A 19209-nucleotide genomic window follows, 5' to 3' on the forward strand; every position below is an offset into this window, starting at 1 on the left:
CTAAACCACTTTATTGCGAAGTAACAGCGAGAGGAAATAGATCCCGCCGATAAAATTGATCACCACACTCAAGGTAGTGCCGAAATGGAACACTTTTTCGATCACCCACTGCCCTGCGAGCAGAGCACATACCGACATGGCAGAAACCGCGATCAGCAAAGTGGAATGGCGATAAGAATGGAACCATTCACGAGTCAGATTCGTCACCAGCAAACCGAAGAACAGGATCGGCCCCACTAAGGCGGTGGAGATCGAAATCAGCAGCGCACTCAGCAACATCACATTACACGTCACCTTGTGTACATCAACCCCAAGGCTCAACGCATTGTCCTGATCCAGCCAAAACACATCGAGCACGCGGTGTAAGCGATACAAAAACACACAGGCCAATAACAGCAATGGGGACACCACATACACCAGCTTGGTGTTGACGTTATTAAAGCTCGCAAACATATTGGCTTGCACTGAGGCAAAATCGTTCGGATCCATCAACATCACAAAGAAAGAGGCGATGTTAGAAAAGAGCTGCCCCAAGATGACACCCAGCAATAAAAGCACGATCAAGTTGCGATGCCCACTTCGGAAATAAAAGGCATACAACAAGGTAGAAAAGCTCAGCATTGCGGCAACAGAAAGTGAGAAATTCCAATACACATTCATCGCAATACTGCTCATGCCTCCAAACAGCACCACCACCAGCACTTGGGTAAACATGTACAAGGAGTCAAATCCCATGATGCTCGGCGTGAGAATTCGGTTATGCGTGATGGTTTGAAACGCCAATGAAGATTGCGCGATCGCAATGCCCGCAAACACCATCGCCAGCACTTTCGGCACACGGCGTGACAAAAAATACTGATAGTTATCGGCATTCAACCCAACGCCAATAAACAGCGCGGCAAAGACACACGAAACGGCGATCAGCAGCAGTAGTTTGGTTCTATCCTGCATTACGCTGCCCTCGCAAAATCAGAGCAATAAACACCGAACCACCCAAAATACTGATGATCATGGAAATCGACACTTCATAAGGGAAAATGATCACTCGCCCCACCAAATCACACAGCAAGACAAACAACGCACCAAAGATGGCGGTGAGCGGAATATTTTTACGCAGGCTATCGCCGTAATACTGGCTGACCAAATTCGGCACGATTAACCCCAAGAAAGGTAACTGACCGACAATCATCACCACGGTCGCCGACATCACCGACACCAATGCCACACCGATGATCATCACTTGTTGATATTTCAGGCCAAGGTTGGTCGCAAAATCTTTCCCCATTCCGACAGCGGAAATCCGTGCGGCATACAGGTAACTAAAAATCGCCACCGGAATTGCCAAATAGAGCAATTCAAAATCACCTTTAAGCAAGTTGGCAAAATTAGCCACAGCCCAACCGGAAAGGTTTTGGATCGCATCGTATTTGTAGGCGATGAAGGTCGCGAGAGAATCAATCACATTGCCAAAAATGATGCCGATTAACGGCACAAAAATGACGTTTTTAAACTGAATACGTTGGATAAAAAACACAAACACTAAGGTGCCCAACATGGCGACACCAAAAATCAGCCATAAATTATCGCCATGACCAAACAACACGAGGCTCAGCACATAACCGAGCATGGCACATTCAACGGTGCCAGAGGTGGAAGGAGCGGCAAATCGGTTTTGGCTGATTTGCTGCATGATAAGACCGGCAATACTTAAACCCGCGCCTGACAGGAGAATGGCCAATAATCTTGGTACTCGACTGGTCAGCAGCAACTGCCAAGCGGCAGCATCACCTTGAATCAAACTGGCGAGCGGTAAATGCCCCACGCCAACAAACAGTGAACAAAAGCTCATCACGCCTAAAACAAGCAATAACTTTTTCAAAGCTAACCTCAGCTTGTCAACCAGAGGAGGGTTTCCCCTCCTCCGCATCTACTACTGCATACCGACCGATGTTTTCATATCGGCAACCATCTGCTCTGTGGCTTTCACTCCAGCAATTGCGATGTACCAAGCAGTAACATCAAGATAAGCAATATGGCCGTTTTTGTACGCTGTGGTCGCTTTTACCAGATCGTTTTCAAACGTTTGACGGATATTCGATTCTGCTTTGCTGACGACCTTATCACGGTCAACCACCAGCAAGGTTTTCGGGTTATGTTCACGGATGTACTCAAAAGAGATCAGATCACCATGACTGCTCTCTTTGCTCACAGGCACGGTCTCGCTAAAACCAAAATCTTTGTACACAGAAGAGAAACGCGAATTCGCACCAAACGTCGTCAGGTTGCCGCCTGAGCTCATCACCAACATGGCATCACTCTTGTTGTGTTGGTTGTATTGCATGATCGATTTAAATTGCGCGTCAACTTGCTCAATTTTGGCTTCTACCGCAGATTCAATCGCAAACACTTTGCCTAAGTTGCGCCACTGCTGTTGGGTACTTTGCCAATAGCCTTGGTCAGCTTCTGCGGCAAAAACGATGGTTGGTGCGATTTTCGATAGCTCGTCGTAGCTCTTTGACGCACGAGGACCAATGATGATCAGATCCGGCTTTTGGGTATAAATGGTTTCAAAATCCGGTTCAAACAGCGAACCCGCTTTCGGGTATTGGTCACTTTTGTATTTCGCTAGATACTCTGGCATACCATCAAAATTGGATATCGCAACAGGTTCAATACCAAAACTGTCCATTGCGTCCAAAGCGCCAACGCCGATCACCACCACACGTTGTGGCTTCTGCTCTAGCGTTGTTTTCCCTAAACGGTGTTCAATCGTGACAGTTTCGGCTTGTACTGCAAACGAAGCCAGCAATCCTAAAGTAGCCCAATGAAAAAGAGGTTTCATATGTTTCTTCCGATCATGGTTAAAAATACAAAGCGAATAGTTTTGATACTTATTCTCATTAATTGACGGTACTATAATCAAAACCATCGTGACAATGCAACCGTTGAGAAATGAGAGAAACAACAAAACCCTAGCCAATTCAGAAGAATGGCCAGAGTTTGTACAATTAAATGTGTGGGAAAGGTTTTAAATAGTGTATTGCTGGCAATCAGAGCCGAAAACGTGGGTAATGGTTTGTGGTTCAACCAATTGCCAATTTGGACAGGCATCCAGTGGTTCAGACGCCAGAATAATGCCATCCTGCCACGGTTTTCGGTAAACCGTTGGTGGCTGACCGTCGCTGCTATAACGCACTAACCAAAACTGCTCTCCATCCGAAATGCAGATCGAAGCTTTAAACGGCAACACCACACCTTTTGAGCTCAGCAAATCTTCGATCTCCCCTACGGTTAAGCGAATTGCTTCAATTGGGCTACGCTCCAAACCATGTTTGAGCATCAATAAAAAGATCAATTCGCTGTCTGTTGTCCCTGTCCGCCGGATATACAAATGCTCGGGCAGAGAACGCTCCAATTCATATTTCACCGCACAATAATCACCGATTTGGCCGTTGTGTAAAAACATCCAATGGTTATAGATAAAGGGGTGACAATTCGAGCGGGAAACTTGCGTGCCCGTAGAAGAACGAACATGCGCCATAAAACGATGCGAACGAATATGATGTGCCAGTGAGCGGAGATTCTCATCACCCCACGCGGGCAACACTTCGTGGAAACGCCCCGGCGTACTACGTTCTGTGTACCAACCTAACCCAAAGCCATCCGCGTTGACACGGGTGACGGCTTTGCGCGCTTCCAAACTTTGATGAACTAATGAATGTTCTGGTTGATAAACTAACTGCTCTAAATAGATGGGGCTTCCTTGATAAGCCAGCCAGCGACACATAACCACGTCCTGTAAAAAATACTACTGATTTCAATAAAGCATGTTTAGTTACAGTGCGCAATACGGGAAGAAAAATATTACCCAACGTCAATTTAAACGCTGACGCGATAAGGCTTATGGCCGATTTCTCTACCGCGTTCAACGGCTCACTGTATGGAACAGAACACCGCACGACCGATGCACTTTTCCCGATCGCATCGGTGTTATTCAGTGCGGAGCCCACTGCGATTGCGTGGTATAAGTGCGCCCACTCATTATTGAAGCAAGATCAAATTCCTGATCATTACCTCTAACTCTGTAACTTGAAAATATTCAGCATATTACTTCTCTTTCAATAAAGATTAATGATAGCTGTTATCCGATATTATTCAGCATTTACATAATCCGCATAGCAGTTATAGCATTTTATATCGATATAGATATCATTATTAATGTAAAATAGACGCATATTTAATTGTCTTATTTATAATTAAACTCCATTTCCATTTGTTTACCAAAACTGTTGTAAATGTGATTTTATTTAAAAGCTACAATAATTCACACTTGCTATGAATTTACGACAATCATAAATTGTTACAAATGTTTTACATATGGATATGTATTATGCATCGTTTATTCTGGCTCTGGGCTGCATGCCAATCGAGCATGCTGTTTGCCAATGTTCTCCCTAATGATGAAAAGCTGATTGAATCCCTTATTGAGCAAGGTGTTATCTGTGATGGACTTTCTTACGAACAACAGCAGAAAGCCCTTTCGCTTTATCTACAACAGAAGTTCAGCAAGAAGAACATTAATACACCTTCGAATGAAACTCCTTCCTCAATTAATGAGGAAAATACAAATAAAAATAGCGCATTAAAACAACACTGTATTAATCCAGACACGGAGTAATCTCACCCTAATTGGTTAACTGAATTAATTCGGTTAGCTATGTCACACCTTAAATAAGGAAATATTAAGGAAATAAAATGAAAACAATCAGAAAAACGCTATTAGCTGCCGCTGTAGCGACCTGTTTTAGTAGTGGTTTATATGCTCAAACACCCGTTGACTTAGGCGTGGTGAATGAGGACAAATTAATTGAAATGTTAATTCGTACTGGGCAAATTCCAGCGGATGCTTCTGACAGTGATAAACGGATTGCATTAGAGCAATATTTGGATAACAAAATTCGCTCAGGCTTTAAAGGCGATGCGCAATTTGGCAAGAAAGCACTTGAGAAGCGAGCCAAAATTCTCAAAGTGATTGATAAGCAAAAAGGCCCGCACAAAGCACGCGTGTTCGCCTTGGATGTAAGCCAAAAACGCACCGATAAAGTGTTGGCTTTGTTGATTGATTTCCCAGACTTACCATGGGATGACAACCGCCTCACCAAAGAGCATACCGAAATGCTCTACGAGCGCTATGAGCCTTCTCACTATCAAGACTTACTGTTTTCCGATAAAGGTTACACCGGACCCAATGGTGAAAACTTCATCTCGATGCGTCAGTACTACGAAAGCGAGTCTGGCAACACTTATGGCGTGTCGGGCCAAGCCGCTGGTTGGTATCGTGCGTCAAAAAATGCCGCCTACTATGGGGGCAATTCACCCACGACAAACAACGATCAACACGCACAAGAGTTAGTGCGTGAAGCTCTCGACCAGTTAGCACGCGACCCTAATATCAACCTTGCCGATTACGACATCGAAGATCGTTACGACTACAACGGTAACGGTAACTTCCGTGAACCTGATGGGGTTATCGATCACTTGATGATTTTCCATGCATCGGTCGGTGAAGAAGCCGGCGGAGGCGTGTTAGGGGCGGATGCGATTTGGTCACACCGTTTTAACCTCGGCCGATACCATGTACTTCAAGGCACTCAAAGTAATGTTCCTGGACGCTTTGGCGGACAATACGCTGCGTTTGATTACACCATCCAACCGATTGATGCTGCAGCTGGGGTTTGTGCCCACGAATATGGCCATGACTTAGGCCTACCCGATGAGTACGACACCCAATACACAGGCGCTGGTGAACCAGTATCCTACTGGTCAATCATGTCTTCCGGTAGCTGGGCAGGAAAAATTGGCGGAACACAACCCACCGCATTCAGTTCTTGGTCAAAACAGTTTTTACAAAACGCGATCGGCGGTCGCTGGATTAATGATGAACAACTGTCGATCGATGAACTGGAAGCCAAACCTCGGGTAATGACACTGTTCCAAACCACGGACAACACTCGCCCCAACATGGTGAAAGTCACTCTGCCGCTCAAACGTGTTGAGGGGATAAAACCCGCGGAAGGCGAGTTTTCATTCTATTCCAATCGTGGCGATGATTTGAAAAACCGCATGAGCCGTCAGCTAACGATCCCTGCTGGTAGCAACGCGACACTGCGCTTTAAGGCATGGTTCCAGATTGAGCAAGATTACGACTATGCCCGCGTGCTGATTAACGGCCAACAAATTGCAGGCAACATCACCACCTTGGACGATCCGTATAATACAGGTTTAGTGCCTGCCATTTCCGGTGACTCTTCTGGATGGGTGGATGCGCAGTTTGATCTTTCCGCATGGGCAGGACAAACCGTTGAACTGGCGTTTGATTACGTGACCGATGGCGGCCTCGCTATGGAAGGTCTGTATGTGGATGACCTACGTCTTGATGTGGATGGTAGCGAAAGTCTGATTGATAACGCTGAAGGTGAATCCAGCTTTGCGTTCAATGGTTTTACCAAAAACGGCGGCTTCCATGAAGCTAACCATTACTACTTGCTGCAATGGCGTAGCCACAATGACGTTGACCAAGGTTTAGCAAATTTGAAACGCTTTGGGCAATTAATGTCGTTCGAACCGGGTTTATTGGTGTGGTATGTGGATGAATCCTACGCAGATAACTGGGTTGGCAAACATCCCGGTGAAGGCTGGCTAGGCGTTGTCGATGCCGACCAAAATGCTTTGGTGTGGTCGAAAACGGGTGAAGCCGCGCAAACTCGCTTCCAAGTACGTGATGCCGCTTTCTCTCTGTTTGATCAAGCGCCACTGAAACTGGTCACTACCGATGGCAATACACTGGAAGATGTTAACTTAACGGGTAACGCTTCCTTCTCAGATGATCAAGATTACAGCTCACCACAAGCGCCAGATTCTGGCCGCAAAGTGATGCCATTTGGCTTGAAGATCGATTTGCTCTCACAAAGTAAAGAGAATGAATACGGTGTTGTGCGTTTGTCTAAAGCTACCACAGAAAACATCGCGCCCGTTGCTCGTTTTGAACTGAAAGTGGAAGGGCTAAACGTCACTTCGCAAAACACCAGCAGTGATAGTGATGGCAGCATCGTTAGCTACTTGTGGGACTTTGGTAATCACGAAACCAGTACCGAAGCAGCTCCCACTTGGTCGTATGCGAAAGCGGGCACTTATCAAGTCACTCTCACGGTGACCGATGATAAAGGAGCAACGGACACTCATCACCAAACCATCAAGGTAGAAAAACCGAATATGGCCCCCAAAGCCAGTGCTAGCTATATTCACTTGGGTCGTTGGGTCACTATGTGGTCAACCAGTACCGATCGTGATGGGCGCATAGTGGATACCGAGTGGACACTGCCAAACGGCCAAGTCAAACGTGGACGCATCTTCACCGCTATTTTCCCAAGTTATGGTAAGCACGAAGTGGTATTGAAAGTGATGGATAACCGCGGTGCGGTAGATACTAAAATCATTAAAGTTAAACTGTAATTTTCTCTTCTCCTTCACATTTTTGGGCACCCTTGGGTGCCCTTTTTTACTGCCCGTTATCGCTCAAACGTTCTAAAGCCTCAATACGCCGCCACTGCTCTGGCGCAAAAGAGGTTTCTCGTAACTGCTGAATCTGGCTTTGCTGCTCTGATGAAGAAAGATCAGCACGAGCTAAAATAGCCGAGCGCTGCTGATAATACTGGCTGAATTGCTGTTCAAACTGACTACGGGAATCATCCAACTCCGCTAAACGTTGCGCTCCTTGCTCCCCAACGAGAGCGACACGCGCCAAATAGCGCTGTTGCTCATCACCTTGTGCAATTTGAGTTAATTGAGGTAACAGTTGCGTTGCCGCTTCACTGCGTTGAATAAAATCCGGCTGTTCTGCGAGTAAATCTTGCCAATGCTTCTGCCCTTCTTCCTCGCCATACTGCTCAAGAATCAACTGTTTTTGAATAGCTAACTCGCGTAAGCGATTCTCTTCAGCAAAGAGCGCCTGTTGCTCCGTTGAAAAATACTGAGCTTGGAGATCAAGCAAAGCTTGGTGCAATTGCAACCAATCTTGTGCAGTGAGCGCGCCATCAATCTCGGGGAAGGTCAATTCAGCAAGCGCTGCCTTATAACGCACATAGCGCTCAAACAGATCACCATCAATCAAAAATCCTTGGTTTTCCTGCTCATACTGCTGCACTTGTTGAGTGATCTCTGGCATTGAGGACTCACCTAAACCGGAGAGAAAATACTCTAACAAGTCTCGTGAGCTAGATTTATCAGGCTGAATATCCGCTTGCGATGGGGTCACAGATATCGGCATAGCGGGTTGCGTTGAAAGCCAAAAGATCGCACCGAGTCCTCCCACAACCACCAATGCACCAAAACTCAATGCGAACTTCTTCATAGCGAACTCCTACAATCCGGCTTGTTTGAGACGATTGGCATGCTGGCGATACAGCGTCACCGGATCGGTTTCCAATAAAGAATGAATACCCAACAACCCATTAATTTCATCTAAATGATTCATTCGATAATCATCACGAATCACCTTGCCAAGATGAGTGCTACAAGTGGCAACCAATCCATCATTCGGCTCATTAAATACCAACCCTAACACCCCCATCGCGGCATCGCTCGGATCTAACAAATTCGTCACGGTGGAACTCCCACTCCATGAGTAGTAACGCACACCATTCACTTGATACGCGCCTTCTCCACACTTGGATGTAGGAACGCCTTCCGGATAGTATTGATTGAATTTCAGTGAGCCTTCTGTCGTAAGTGCGGCAAGCGATGCGAGAGGATCTTGCGGATGAGGTTCTCCGCCAGACAGTAAATCAATCAAGGCAACAAAACCTTTGGTCACCGTGACTGCAGCCTGCTCACTGATCGAGCCTGGCTGAATGGTGCCGCGCAATAGATCGGCCACTGCCGAGCCTTTATGCACACCACCAATAGTGGTCACCGAGGCCACTAAATCTGGTCGAACAGAAGCCACATAACGAACCGTTGGCCCTCCGTGGCTGTGGCCAATCAAGTTCACTTTTTTTGCGCCGGTTGCTGCCAATAGCGATTCCACCTGCGCGAGTAACTGCTCGCCTCGACGCTCAGTGCTGTTTGTCGCCGAAACCTGCGCCACGTACACCTTTGCTCCATCACGAGTCAGAGATTGCGGAATGCCGTAAAAGTATTCCACTCCTGCCAAAGAGTCGAAGCCAAATAAGCCGTGAACCAAAACAATGGGATAACGAGTTTGAGTATAGCCTTGTTGATTTAATGCCGTAGCACTGGTTCCTGCCCACAGGAAGGGAGAAAACAGAGAGAGAGCAATGAGTAATATATTTTTATTCAAGGGATATTCCTTCTCATTTTTGCCTCCAATCCTTGAATACATCAGGCGTTATGCCATGTTCACAAAATGAAGGTAGGTCATCAAAAGGCAAGAAGTCCGACCTCTTACCGTTAATCAGACTAGAAGAGAAATAGCTGATTTCCGACCTAGACAAAGAAGAAATGTGAAGAAAACAGACAAAACAATACGTTTTTATAACAACAGATCACAAAAAAACCAAACTTTAGTTAAGGTATTCATTAATAGGAATTTTTATACACTCATAAATAATCAAATGAAATAATAGCATTTGCTTTAACTGAACCTGGCTCTACATTTACAGCATTTTTAATATAACGAGCACTAAATGCGATCACGTTACTCCCTTGAGCCGCACTGGGAATTAAAACATTTCTTTCTTTAAAACGAATAAGTGCACCATTGTGTAACATTTGAATTCCAACTCCACTAGCCGTTGAATCATTTTGCAAGACAAAAGTATCACTCGTATTAGAAAGATTATTACCATCTTCCAAGGTTACATTTACAGCCACCCCAGATTCACAATCAAGATCATATTGAAACTGAGTAGATCCTGCTGTTGAACCAACATTAGAGAAAGCATTTTTATCTACTGAAGGAAGTATTACTGACTTATCCAAGTTTGCACTGTCTATATTGCAGGTTGGAAAATCTAACGAATCCGTATTTCTAAAAGCGATTGTATAATAATTTCCTCCCCATGTAGCAGGACTAGATGGATAATATCCTCTCTGCTGAAATTGCAGTGACGCAAGTTCTGTCCCAGCTGGTATTGTTACGCCACTTTCTGTTCCAGAGACACGCCTTAACACTACTTTACCTTTCATCGAATAAGTATAATGATTCACATTATTGTAATTGGATCCTTGACAGTAGGTTCCCTCCACAGGCCAAATACAGCGCCCTTTTAAACCATCATCCCAACTATAGTAGCTACCAGCTTCACTCTTAAATAGAATCTCTAAGCCACTTCCAATCAAAGCTGTAGACTTTACCACAGCAGAGATCCGCAAAGCATCTTGATAATCTATATGCAAATTCCCGGAGCAAGTCTGTGCAAGAAAATTGTATAAAACAATCTCATTCCCTATGTCTTTAACATCCCCAAGACTTATTGAATGAGAATTGTTATTTGCATATGTACAGCTAAATGCCAAAGCATTATTACTCCCTAACAAAACTAAACAAAACAAGAAAATTATACTTTTCATTACACCCTCTTACTTTCCCACTAATAGTATGATTTTAATATAATGCGAGGATAAAAATATGTTCCCATATCTTAACGTCTATTTTTCGTTCTAAAATTCATTCTTTAATCTCTACTCGTCGGTTTTGGGCTCGGCCCATAGCATGACTATTAGTTGTAATTGGTTCGTCTTCCCCTTTACCAATAATATTAATTCTATTAATACTCACGCCACCATCAATAATTAATTGAGCAATAGATGTAGCGCGTTGTTTCGATAAAACGAGGTTGTACTCTTGACTACCAACAGAATCAGTGTGACCAATAACTTCTATTTTTATTTCTGGATTATCAAATAAGAATTTTATGACCTGACTAATTTTTTTACTCAGGGATCTAGTTAAAATTATTTCACTACTATCGAAGTCAAAGTGAATATCGCTAGAATCAAGTGTTACTGCCAGTAGCTTCTGAGGTTCGTAAGTTAGCTCAGGAGCTTTTTTTGGCAATGGAGCCGTAACGATACTTTCAAAAGATTTACCTTTAAAATGATAAGTCACACTAGAAACTAAAGCATGTTGGTTAAAGATGCCTGTGTCTATCCTTCCGATACCATTAATATACTTGTAACCCATATTTAAGTACACCTGTGGTGTTAGTCGGTAATTAACGCCTAACTCACCTAAAGGAGAAATTCCATTAGCACTCTCTTTATTCGCTATCGCATCGGCATAAGAATCCATCATCCAGTAACCAATCCCCCCCCTAAAATATAAGCTGGTTTTCTGGCCAAGGAATAAATCATAACGACCAGCCACACTAAAAATACCTGTATCTGCACTTTTATTGCTATAAGGATCATATACATACTGATAACCAACATCCCAAGCCACATTTCGGTTAATTTGATTTCCTATATTAACACCCAAAGCTGATGTTTCTGAGCTATCACTGCCTTGAGTCTTAATATATTCACCACTTAATCCGATAAACAGATGCGGATATATACTGTTATCATTCCCTGATAGGGCAAAAACAGTGGATGGGCACAACAATATAAGCAAGGTCGAAGTACATTTTTTCATTTTAATACCGATACTTTGATTAACCCTGTAAAGAAAATCTAAAACCATTCTTAGTCTTCCTATATTTACAGACAATTTGAGTTCACAATAGCTAGACTTTCTGAATTCAGTTGTTCATCTGAGAGGCTATAAGCAATTGAACAAGTTCGCTCCCCCAAATCTACCAATAATTTCCCTTCTGGTTTACCCACGCGTACAAAGAGTTGATTATTTTGAGCAACATACCCCACTGTTTCATCTTCTACATTTTTCACTACCGATCCAAAGGGAAGACGTCCACCAGAAGAATGACTTTGAACCAAGATAGGTACACTAAATTGAGTCTCAAAGTTAAGTTTTACGATTGCACCCTCAAAAGGAATAACCCGCCTAGAAGCATTATTTACCTCAATTCCTAAAGGAGCTGTTGTTAAATCTAAAGCAAGGTTATTTTCTCTATATCCTTGTAAATTAGGAACTGCAGCGTATCCATTGCTATCAATCTTGATTTTTCTATATCCCTTAACTGAAGCATCTTCAGCTCCTTTAGCTTCAATCAGAGCAAATGTATCGCCAGTAAAAGGCGTAAAAGTAACACCTCCTGAGTGCCCTATTATCGAGCCAGAGACACCAATGTTTTGAGTATTGTAGTTATTACCTCTACTCCAACGCGAAGAAAGAGTCGCAGACTTACCAATATAGCCAACACTTAAATCCAATGAAGAATCATCAAATCTATTATCCCGTGTCGTACTAATTCCATAGCTAAATTGAGATTCATCCCCAACAATATCGCTTAACCCAATTTGCTGCCGACTGCCCGCCTCATCGTGAAAAGACCTTATACGAAGTTGTGGTTGAGTATTATTAGAAAAAACACTCAACGGCAGAGAAAAATTAAATGAATAGTTAGTTTCAAATTTACGATTCTCATCTTCATTTCTATTAACACCTATCCCATAACTTATTGATTTAAAACCATTCGAATAAGACAGTTGATATTGATTTAAATATTTTTCATCTTTCCAAGAATTTTCAAAAATACCAGTAAACTGCAACTGTCCAAATGAACCATATAGTTGTTGACCAGCATTTAAAACAAATCTATTTTTTGAATTATATGTTTTAAGTTCACTACCTCTTTCTATAGCATCTCTTGCTCTCATTGCCATTTTATAATCTAAATAGCCTTCCGTTGAATAACGATAGCCACCTAGTGAAATACTACTTCCTGTAGAAGTAATATTTTTACTATATTGTAATTCATAACTTTGCCCATTGAGATCTTCATATTCTCGGGGTAGTTGTGTGTGGGATTGAGTAATATCAGCAGAAATAGCACCAAAAGGGGTACCTACTGCAACACCGGCTTTTGCTGCGATATAATCTTGGTTTCCTTGTAAACCTCCATAGATGGTCACTGAATTATGAACACCTCTCTGATACCCTCCTTCTAGCAACAATGGGTTACTTAGAAGAGAATCATCATCATATTGACCTAGAGCCACAAAATACTCATGAGCACCCAACCGTAGTAACTGAGGCATAGAATCATAGGGAACTGAAAAATGTTGTTCAGAACCATTCGCTTCATAAATGACAACATCTAAGTATCCTCCATGCCCTGAAGGATATAAATCATCAATAAGAAACTCACCTGGAGAGACGGTTGTTTCGTATATAACTTTCTCATTCTGAGACACAGTTACACGAGCATTACTTCTAGCAACACCACGAATTTGAGGTGCGTAACCACGTTGTGACTCTGGTAGCATTTGTGTTTGACTTATTAACTGTGCGCCAAAGAATCTTGTAGAATCAAAAAGCTTACCTTCCGTATTAACCAAACCAACCGTTGCTTTTCCATTAATCTCAGGTATTGGTTTTTCTAAAAAACTATTAATATTAGAATAATTAAACTCATCCGCTGATGACCAAATGGCATTACCTTTATGCCTGAAATACCATCCTCCTACATTCAAACCGGAGTTAATATAAGCACTGACAGATGAACTATCATTATATACTGAATTATACGCATTGATATTATATGAAACAAATGCAGCATCAATGCCTTCATCCCAAAGAGCAGGATCTGTATACCCCCGAGGATTTTTAGACAAGTAAACCTGTGGTATTTGTATGTCCACTCTCGATAATGAAATATCAAAGTCCAAAGAAGAACCTTCGATATGTGTTTCTAAATAAATACAGCTACTGCCTGATTTTATATCTTCAATTAGTTCATCAGGTATCTTATTGAAGTCAAGGTTAATCTCAACAAAAATAGAAGCAGGTAAACACAAGCCATTATTATTAACAGCAATCGAATCGTACTTAAAAAAAGTATTATTCAAATAAATTGTAGACTTATACACTCCAGGTTGAACATAGGTTGATTGAGAAAACTTTGTAATATCAACATTTTCTAGCCTTAAAAAGGATGAATCAAACTCTATATTATCATCTGCAAATACTGAGAATGAGAAAAACAGCAAAAAATTCGCGATTAAAATAAAATACAAAATTAATCTCCCTACGGCCATAAATATTATTCAAGAGTTCGCTCAATTACAGATGTCCCACCGTAATCATTAATATAATAGATATTAAATGTAGCCCCTTGGGGTAATTTACGTAAGTTATAGAAACGATAAGTACTAGTTTGCTTTGGTGATATCATATTTCCTTCGATTTCATAGACTTTACCTTCTGACTGAATAGTCAACTTAGAAATAGAGAGATGAAATGGGGTTTTATTATTAATTTTCACCTCATTACCCACACGTCTAACTATGATGCTTTCTAAAGACTTAGATAAAGATAGAGAACTCAGCGATTTAGGGCGATAAAACAATTTTATTCTTGTTCTAAAAGCAACCTGTAGTTGATTTTTACCTTCTAATGACTTATTTTTTGATGGTGCAGCTAACACATTCAACCAAAACACTGATTCAACATTATCTGGTAATGAATTTTCAGTATAGAAAATTCTTAAAACCAATCCACTATTTGCCTCAATTCGGCTAATTGGTGGAGAGATAACAAAGGGAACTTGTATATCAGTAGGCAAAGCATCAACTTGACCATCATCAATCCAGTTTTGTAAGAGATACGGCTTTTCATCATTATTATCTATATGAACTTGTGCTTCTCTTTGACCCTCTTTATAAATGACTCTTGTTCCGTTTAGAACAACTCCTGCATAAGATTGGTGAAATATTAGCATTCCAAACAAAAGTACTACCAATCGCATAACCAACATCAAGAACCTCTTATTTAATTAAGCGTTTGATAGCACGTAGATAAACTACGTGCCATGATTAGTTAATTATAACTTAGTGAATATGTTACTGAACTTGTAACTGCCCCCGCTGCGGCGGCTGCTGTTGCAAAATACTGCACTGCATAATTCAAAGTTGCAGCACCAGAACTAATCTCTGCCTTTTCGTTTCCAGTAATCTGATTAGTATTACCTGCTTTAATTATAGAACCGTCACTATCAATTAGCTGGAGTTGAACATTAGTAGCAGCATTAGTTGCAGCACTATTTTTTAAATTTCCTGAAGCTGGGTCAACATCAGTACCAGACTCAAAAAATGCAGAAACGTTATTTTGAGCCCCTGAGCAGTTAGTCAAGCTCATAGTGAAATTGGTTCGTCCTGCTACATCATTTAGCTTTGCAAGCTGACTCGATGCCACTGATGGCAACACAACTGAATTGTTACCATCATTGACACTAACGTCACACGTTGAATCAACGACTTCACCACTAAATAAAATCGTACCAGAATTTGCATATACATTAGTAACAATAGCAGATGACACTAAAACCAGACTAATTGACAACACTTTAAATTTCATAATAACCTCATTTATTTACAATTAATATCAATTTTTGTGGGATTAAAATAAAGTAGGTTACTTTTAAATATAGTTGGTAACTAGTAAATAAAGCTGGTAACTTGGCTCCGTATACTTTATTCGCAAATGTCGGAGGTACGGAGCTTGACCAGCTTATCCCTTGATTCTCGTTCCCTGAAATGGGTTAAACAGGGTCGCGGACAGGGTTCAGGAAAAGATTACCAACCCTGGCTGACAGTCAGAGACCTGCCTTCTGCAGGACGATCTCACCGTATCTGGGGATTTCAGACTCAACGAACCCACCATCTGTTGTCAGACTTAGAGCTGGCAGCGTTCTTTCTGTTTGATTGGAATCCATCTGTCACTGATATCCGGGAGCAATATCCTCTCCGACTAGAAGATACCATTGAACTTGCAGTGCAAGCGCGTATCCATCATCCCGAAGTACGAGGACAAATTCAAGTCATGTCCACGGATTTTCTAGTGGACACTAATAAGCCTGAGCTTCCAAGAATGGCTATTCAGGTAAAAACCTCTTCAGATCTTTCAAACCCTAGAACCATCGAAAAACTGGAACTTGAACGGCGGTACTGGGCGTTAAAGGAAGTGCCATGGTATTTGCTGACTGAAAAACAAATCCCCAAGACTGTCACCAAGAATATTGCCTGGATGTATCCAGCGCAATTGGTTCTGGATGGGATCGAAGATACTCTGAATATGGCTTCCCTTTATCTGAGCTTTTTTATAAATCATCCAACTTTGCTGATTTCTCAGGTTGCAATGATGCTCGATCAAGCCTATTCACTCTCTCCAGGCGAATCCCTGCAAAAGATACGTTCGCTATTAGCTTTGAGGGTTTTCTTATTCGATATCACCAAGCCTTGGTCAACTCTGTCTGTAGGGGAATTACAAGCATCTTCAGATATTGAATCATTGAGGAATTATTATGTTGCGAATCAATGATGTCGTGGTATTCGGAGAGGCTCGGTATCGTATTCTTGATGTCTCAGATATTCGATATACATGGATTAATATCGATTCTGACAAAGCATTTCCTGAACGGGTTTCTCTGGCAGAGGTGGAAGACTTCATTCTTTCTGAGACTTTAAAAAAAGTTGATGACCCCTATTCGCATCTTGCCGCTCAGCTCCCGGAACAAGGCTCAGTAGCACAGCAAATCCGGGACAAGCGTATGGCCGTTATTGAGCCTTTAATACACCAACCGGATATCTATTATCGCAGCGGTCGAGGCGCACTGGTTCAGCAGGTTGTTACTGAATCTGGAACAGCTAAAAAAACAATATATGCCTATCTTCGCCAATATTGGCAGCGAGGTTGCACACCAAATGCGCTTCTTCCGGATTACGATAAATCAGGCGGGCGAGGAAAGAAACGCACAGCTTCAGGGAAAAAATTAGGGCGTCCGAGAAGTATAGCGCCGGGTACCGGCGCAATTGTAGATACTGGTGTTGAACGCATGTTTCGCATTGTACTTGATCGCCACTATCTGACCGAGAAGAATCATTCTCTACCTTATGCTCATCGACGTTTCGAGGGCATGTTTGAAACAGCTCATCCCGATGTACCGAAAGAAAACTTCCCTACAGTTGCTCAACTACGTTATTTCTACGAGCGGGAATATGTCCGGCCTGAACGTATCCGGCTGAGAGTCAATAAAATCGAATATCAAAAGGACATCAGGCCGTTACAAGGAACAGCCACAACCGGAGTTCATGGTCCCGGTGCACGCTACGAGATCGACGCGACTATTGCCGATATCTATCTGCTCTCCGCTGACAGACAAAAGATTATTGGCCGACCAACCCTGTACGTGGTTGTCGATGTCTATAGCAGATTGATTGCTGGTTTCTATGTGGGACTTGAAAACCCCTCCTATGTGACTGCTATGTTGGCACTGGTGAACGCCATGATCGATAAATCTCAGCTATGCCAGTCTTTCGGTTATGACATCGAGCCAGAGGATTGGCCATCGATTGGACTGCCGGACGCAGTTTTGGCTGATCGCGGTGAGTTGCTGGGTCATCAAATTGAATATCTGGAGCAGGCCTTTGGTGTTCGGATTGAAAATACACCACCTTATCGTGGGGATGCGAAGGGTATCGTTGAGCGGCATTTTCGTACTATTCAAGCAGACTTCAAACCGTTTGCACCAGGAGTGGTTGCTGGAACCACCATCAAAAAGCGCGGCGGGAAAGATTATCGGTTGGATGCAACACTTACATTGGATGATTTCACTAAAATCATTATTGGCTCTATCCTGCATCGCAACCAGAGTTCGGTATTGGTCAAGTATGACCGCGATCCGGATATGCCGGATACCCTCGCACCTGTACCGATTAATATCTGGCAATGGGGTATTCAAAATCGTAGCGGACGGCTACGTAACACATCGGAGTCGGCGTTGAAGTTGGCATTGTTGCCTCGTCAAAAAGTAACCCTTTCCGATTACGGCATTCAATGCTTTGGTGCCTTTTATACCTGTAGAGAACTGCTGGCGTCAGGCTGGCTCCATAGAACCGGGCAGCAGCGACCTGGCCCCTTTTGGGCGGCGTATGACCCCTTGGTTGCCGACATCATTTATGTCTTCCCAGATGCAACAAAAACAGATTACTGGGGGTGCTCGCTAACCGACCGCTCAAGGGAATTTAGGGGGCGGTCTATGTGGGAGTTATGGGACAGTCAGCAGCAACAACGAAAATCAACAGCGGCAGCTAAATTGAAGGAGAGGGAAAGTAAAAGATCGCTGGAAAATCTGATTCAGGAAACTATCCAAAACGCGGAAAAGCTACGTCCTTCCTACTTTGGTGAATCGAAAACAGAAACTTTGGCCGGCATCAACCAAAACCGGCGGGAAGCCCGTGAGCAGGAACGCCAGAAACGTCGAGCAGATAGCAAGCCTACTGAGTCAAAACCTAAAGCAGATGTCAGGTATTTGACTGATCAATCCGAAGACGGGGCTTTCCCTGATTTTCTGGATGACCTGTTTGGAGATGATGAATGACACTACCCAAAGGCATGGTACAGGCGATTTATAATGATACCGGGATCAGTCAGTATCAGGGAAACCCTCTTATTGAAGCTTTGCCGCCAATCCTGGACCGGCGTCAGCTAAAGGACGGGTTATCGGGTCAAATTACGTTTCGCCCAACCGATGTTTATCTTGATGGCCAGACCCGTATTCATGTCATATCTCAATTACTCGACAATTTTTTCCAGCCGCTATCCCGTCACATTGAGTTGGAGTCAAAATTATCGGTCATGCTTCGACAAGGGTATGTTGGCAGAAATCTGGCGACAGGCGAACTGAATGCCCACATTCAGAATGGTTATGAGCGGGTCATGCAGGGGGATTTGACAGTTTTCCGGTTCGAGCACGTGGAATCCACCGCTAAGAGCCTGGCGTTTATTGGTTGTTCTGGTTCAGGCAAGACAAGCTCATTGAACCGTATTCTGGCAACCTATCCCCAGTTGATATATCACGAAGCCTACAACTTCACTCAGATCGTTTTCCTTAAAATTGACTGCCCGCATGATGGTTCGTTGAAAAGCCTGTGCCATAACTTCTTTCGGGAAATTGACGCGGTGCTCGCCACGAATTACGTACGTCGCTACGTGGAAAAACGACATAGTGTAGAAACCTTGATTGCGGTAATGGCACACATTGCCAACACCCACGCAATTGGGCTGTTAGT

The 19209-nt window shown here is 43.0% G+C and carries 17 protein-coding genes; 6 read left to right on the forward strand and 11 right to left on the reverse strand.

The window, feature by feature from the left end:
• The 4 genes from vctG to VOA_RS05785 all read right to left on the reverse strand — a co-directional run bounded on the left by vctG (nucleotide 1) and on the right by VOA_RS05785 (nucleotide 3787).
• A complete protein-coding gene (gene vctG, locus VOA_RS05800) occupies nucleotides 1–951 on the reverse strand; it encodes an iron chelate uptake ABC transporter permease subunit VctG (protein WP_001154101.1) in 951 nt (316 codons plus the stop codon).
• Nucleotides 941–1879 (reverse strand): iron chelate uptake ABC transporter permease subunit VctD, encoded by a 939-nt coding sequence (gene vctD / locus VOA_RS05795; RefSeq protein ID WP_000735131.1) that lies wholly within the window; start codon nucleotides 1877–1879, stop codon nucleotides 941–943. Before vctD ends, vctG begins: the two co-directional genes overlap by 11 nt.
• A 51-nt stretch (nucleotides 1880–1930) precedes the next feature.
• A complete protein-coding gene (vctP, locus tag VOA_RS05790; protein WP_000803034.1) occupies nucleotides 1931–2842 on the reverse strand; it encodes an iron chelate ABC transporter substrate-binding protein VctP in 912 nt (303 codons plus the stop codon).
• 186 nt (nucleotides 2843–3028) lie between these two features.
• Complete coding sequence (locus tag VOA_RS05785; protein ID WP_000336879.1) at nucleotides 3029–3787, reverse strand: class II glutamine amidotransferase; 759 nt, start codon at nucleotides 3785–3787, stop codon at nucleotides 3029–3031.
• A gap of 116 nt (nucleotides 3788–3903) precedes the next feature.
• On the opposite strand from VOA_RS05785, the gene VOA_RS19905 reads away from it, so the two are divergent.
• The 3 genes from VOA_RS19905 (at nucleotide 3904) to prtV (ending at nucleotide 7512) form a co-directional block, all read left to right on the forward strand.
• On the forward strand, nucleotides 3904–4080 hold the full coding sequence (locus VOA_RS19905) for a hypothetical protein (RefSeq protein WP_009732835.1): 177 nt from the start codon (nucleotides 3904–3906) through the stop codon (nucleotides 4078–4080).
• A gap of 310 nt (nucleotides 4081–4390) precedes the next feature.
• Entirely contained in the window at nucleotides 4391–4678 is a 288-nt protein-coding gene (locus VOA_RS05780) for a hypothetical protein (protein ID WP_000554890.1), read from the forward strand.
• Between the two features lie 77 nt (nucleotides 4679–4755).
• Nucleotides 4756–7512: a M6 family metalloprotease PrtV gene (gene prtV, locus VOA_RS05775; protein WP_000849469.1), complete on the forward strand. Its 2757-nt coding sequence runs from the start codon at nucleotides 4756–4758 to the stop codon at nucleotides 7510–7512.
• A gap of 46 nt (nucleotides 7513–7558) precedes the next feature.
• Here the strand turns inward: prtV and VOA_RS05770 are convergent, their stop codons facing one another.
• The 7 genes from VOA_RS05770 to VOA_RS0118455 form a co-directional block, all read right to left on the reverse strand.
• Nucleotides 7559–8410: a lipase secretion chaperone gene (locus VOA_RS05770; RefSeq protein WP_000712689.1), complete on the reverse strand. Its 852-nt coding sequence runs from the start codon at nucleotides 8408–8410 to the stop codon at nucleotides 7559–7561.
• A 9-nt stretch (nucleotides 8411–8419) separates the two neighbouring features.
• A complete protein-coding gene (locus VOA_RS05765; protein WP_001038822.1) occupies nucleotides 8420–9358 on the reverse strand; it encodes a lipase family alpha/beta hydrolase in 939 nt (312 codons plus the stop codon).
• 260 nt (nucleotides 9359–9618) lie between these two features.
• Nucleotides 9619–10590: a fimbrial protein gene (locus VOA_RS05760; RefSeq protein ID WP_000835749.1), complete on the reverse strand. Its 972-nt coding sequence runs from the start codon at nucleotides 10588–10590 to the stop codon at nucleotides 9619–9621.
• 97 nt (nucleotides 10591–10687) lie between these two features.
• A complete protein-coding gene (locus tag VOA_RS05755; protein WP_000242082.1) occupies nucleotides 10688–11701 on the reverse strand; it encodes an OmpA family protein in 1014 nt (337 codons plus the stop codon).
• 17 nt (nucleotides 11702–11718) lie between these two features.
• Entirely contained in the window at nucleotides 11719–14157 is a 2439-nt protein-coding gene (locus tag VOA_RS05750) for a fimbria/pilus outer membrane usher protein (RefSeq protein ID WP_009732836.1), read from the reverse strand.
• 26 nt (nucleotides 14158–14183) lie between these two features.
• Nucleotides 14184–14897 (reverse strand): fimbrial biogenesis chaperone, encoded by a 714-nt coding sequence (locus VOA_RS05745; RefSeq protein WP_000960784.1) that lies wholly within the window; start codon nucleotides 14895–14897, stop codon nucleotides 14184–14186.
• A 62-nt stretch (nucleotides 14898–14959) separates the two neighbouring features.
• A complete protein-coding gene (locus tag VOA_RS0118455; protein WP_000669848.1) occupies nucleotides 14960–15496 on the reverse strand; it encodes a fimbrial protein in 537 nt (178 codons plus the stop codon).
• A gap of 144 nt (nucleotides 15497–15640) precedes the next feature.
• Here VOA_RS0118455 and VOA_RS05740 point away from each other — a divergent pair, with 144 nt between their 5' ends.
• The 3 genes from VOA_RS05740 to VOA_RS0118460 form a co-directional block, all read left to right on the forward strand.
• On the forward strand, nucleotides 15641–16459 hold the full coding sequence (locus VOA_RS05740; protein WP_000202887.1) for a TnsA endonuclease N-terminal domain-containing protein: 819 nt from the start codon (nucleotides 15641–15643) through the stop codon (nucleotides 16457–16459).
• On the forward strand, nucleotides 16443–18518 hold the full coding sequence (locus VOA_RS05735; protein WP_000944484.1) for a DDE-type integrase/transposase/recombinase: 2076 nt from the start codon (nucleotides 16443–16445) through the stop codon (nucleotides 18516–18518). Before VOA_RS05740 ends, VOA_RS05735 begins: the two co-directional genes overlap by 17 nt.
• The coding region (locus VOA_RS0118460; RefSeq protein ID WP_000174563.1) for an ATP-binding protein at nucleotides 18515–19209 on the forward strand (695 nt) is incomplete at its 3' end. The genes VOA_RS05735 and VOA_RS0118460, both read left to right, overlap by 4 nt.

It is taken from the genome of Vibrio sp. RC586 (assembly GCF_000176715.1).
In the GTDB taxonomy this organism is placed as follows: Bacteria; Pseudomonadota; Gammaproteobacteria; order Enterobacterales; family Vibrionaceae; genus Vibrio.

Excerpts from the sequence above, each read along its gene's own strand:
- vctG (WP_001154101.1), bottom strand. The coding sequence starts at position 951 with ATGCAGGATAGAACCAAACTACTGCTGCTGATCGCCGTTTCGTGTGTC.
- vctP (WP_000803034.1), bottom strand. The coding sequence starts at position 2,842 with ATGAAACCTCTTTTTCATTGGGCTACTTTAGGATTGCTGGCTTCGTTT.
- VOA_RS05785 (WP_000336879.1), bottom strand. The coding sequence starts at position 3,787 with ATGTGTCGCTGGCTGGCTTATCAAGGAAGCCCCATCTATTTAGAGCAG.
- VOA_RS19905 (WP_009732835.1), top strand. The coding sequence starts at position 3,904 with ATGGCCGATTTCTCTACCGCGTTCAACGGCTCACTGTATGGAACAGAA.
- VOA_RS05780 (WP_000554890.1), top strand. The coding sequence starts at position 4,391 with ATGCATCGTTTATTCTGGCTCTGGGCTGCATGCCAATCGAGCATGCTG.
- prtV (WP_000849469.1), top strand. The coding sequence starts at position 4,756 with ATGAAAACAATCAGAAAAACGCTATTAGCTGCCGCTGTAGCGACCTGT.
- VOA_RS05770 (WP_000712689.1), bottom strand. The coding sequence starts at position 8,410 with ATGAAGAAGTTCGCATTGAGTTTTGGTGCATTGGTGGTTGTGGGAGGA.
- VOA_RS05760 (WP_000835749.1), bottom strand. The coding sequence starts at position 10,590 with ATGAAAAGTATAATTTTCTTGTTTTGTTTAGTTTTGTTAGGGAGTAAT.
- VOA_RS05755 (WP_000242082.1), bottom strand. The coding sequence starts at position 11,701 with ATGGTTTTAGATTTTCTTTACAGGGTTAATCAAAGTATCGGTATTAAA.
- VOA_RS05745 (WP_000960784.1), bottom strand. The coding sequence starts at position 14,897 with ATGTTGGTTATGCGATTGGTAGTACTTTTGTTTGGAATGCTAATATTT.
- VOA_RS0118455 (WP_000669848.1), bottom strand. The coding sequence starts at position 15,496 with ATGAAATTTAAAGTGTTGTCAATTAGTCTGGTTTTAGTGTCATCTGCT.
- VOA_RS05735 (WP_000944484.1), top strand. The coding sequence starts at position 16,443 with ATGTTGCGAATCAATGATGTCGTGGTATTCGGAGAGGCTCGGTATCGT.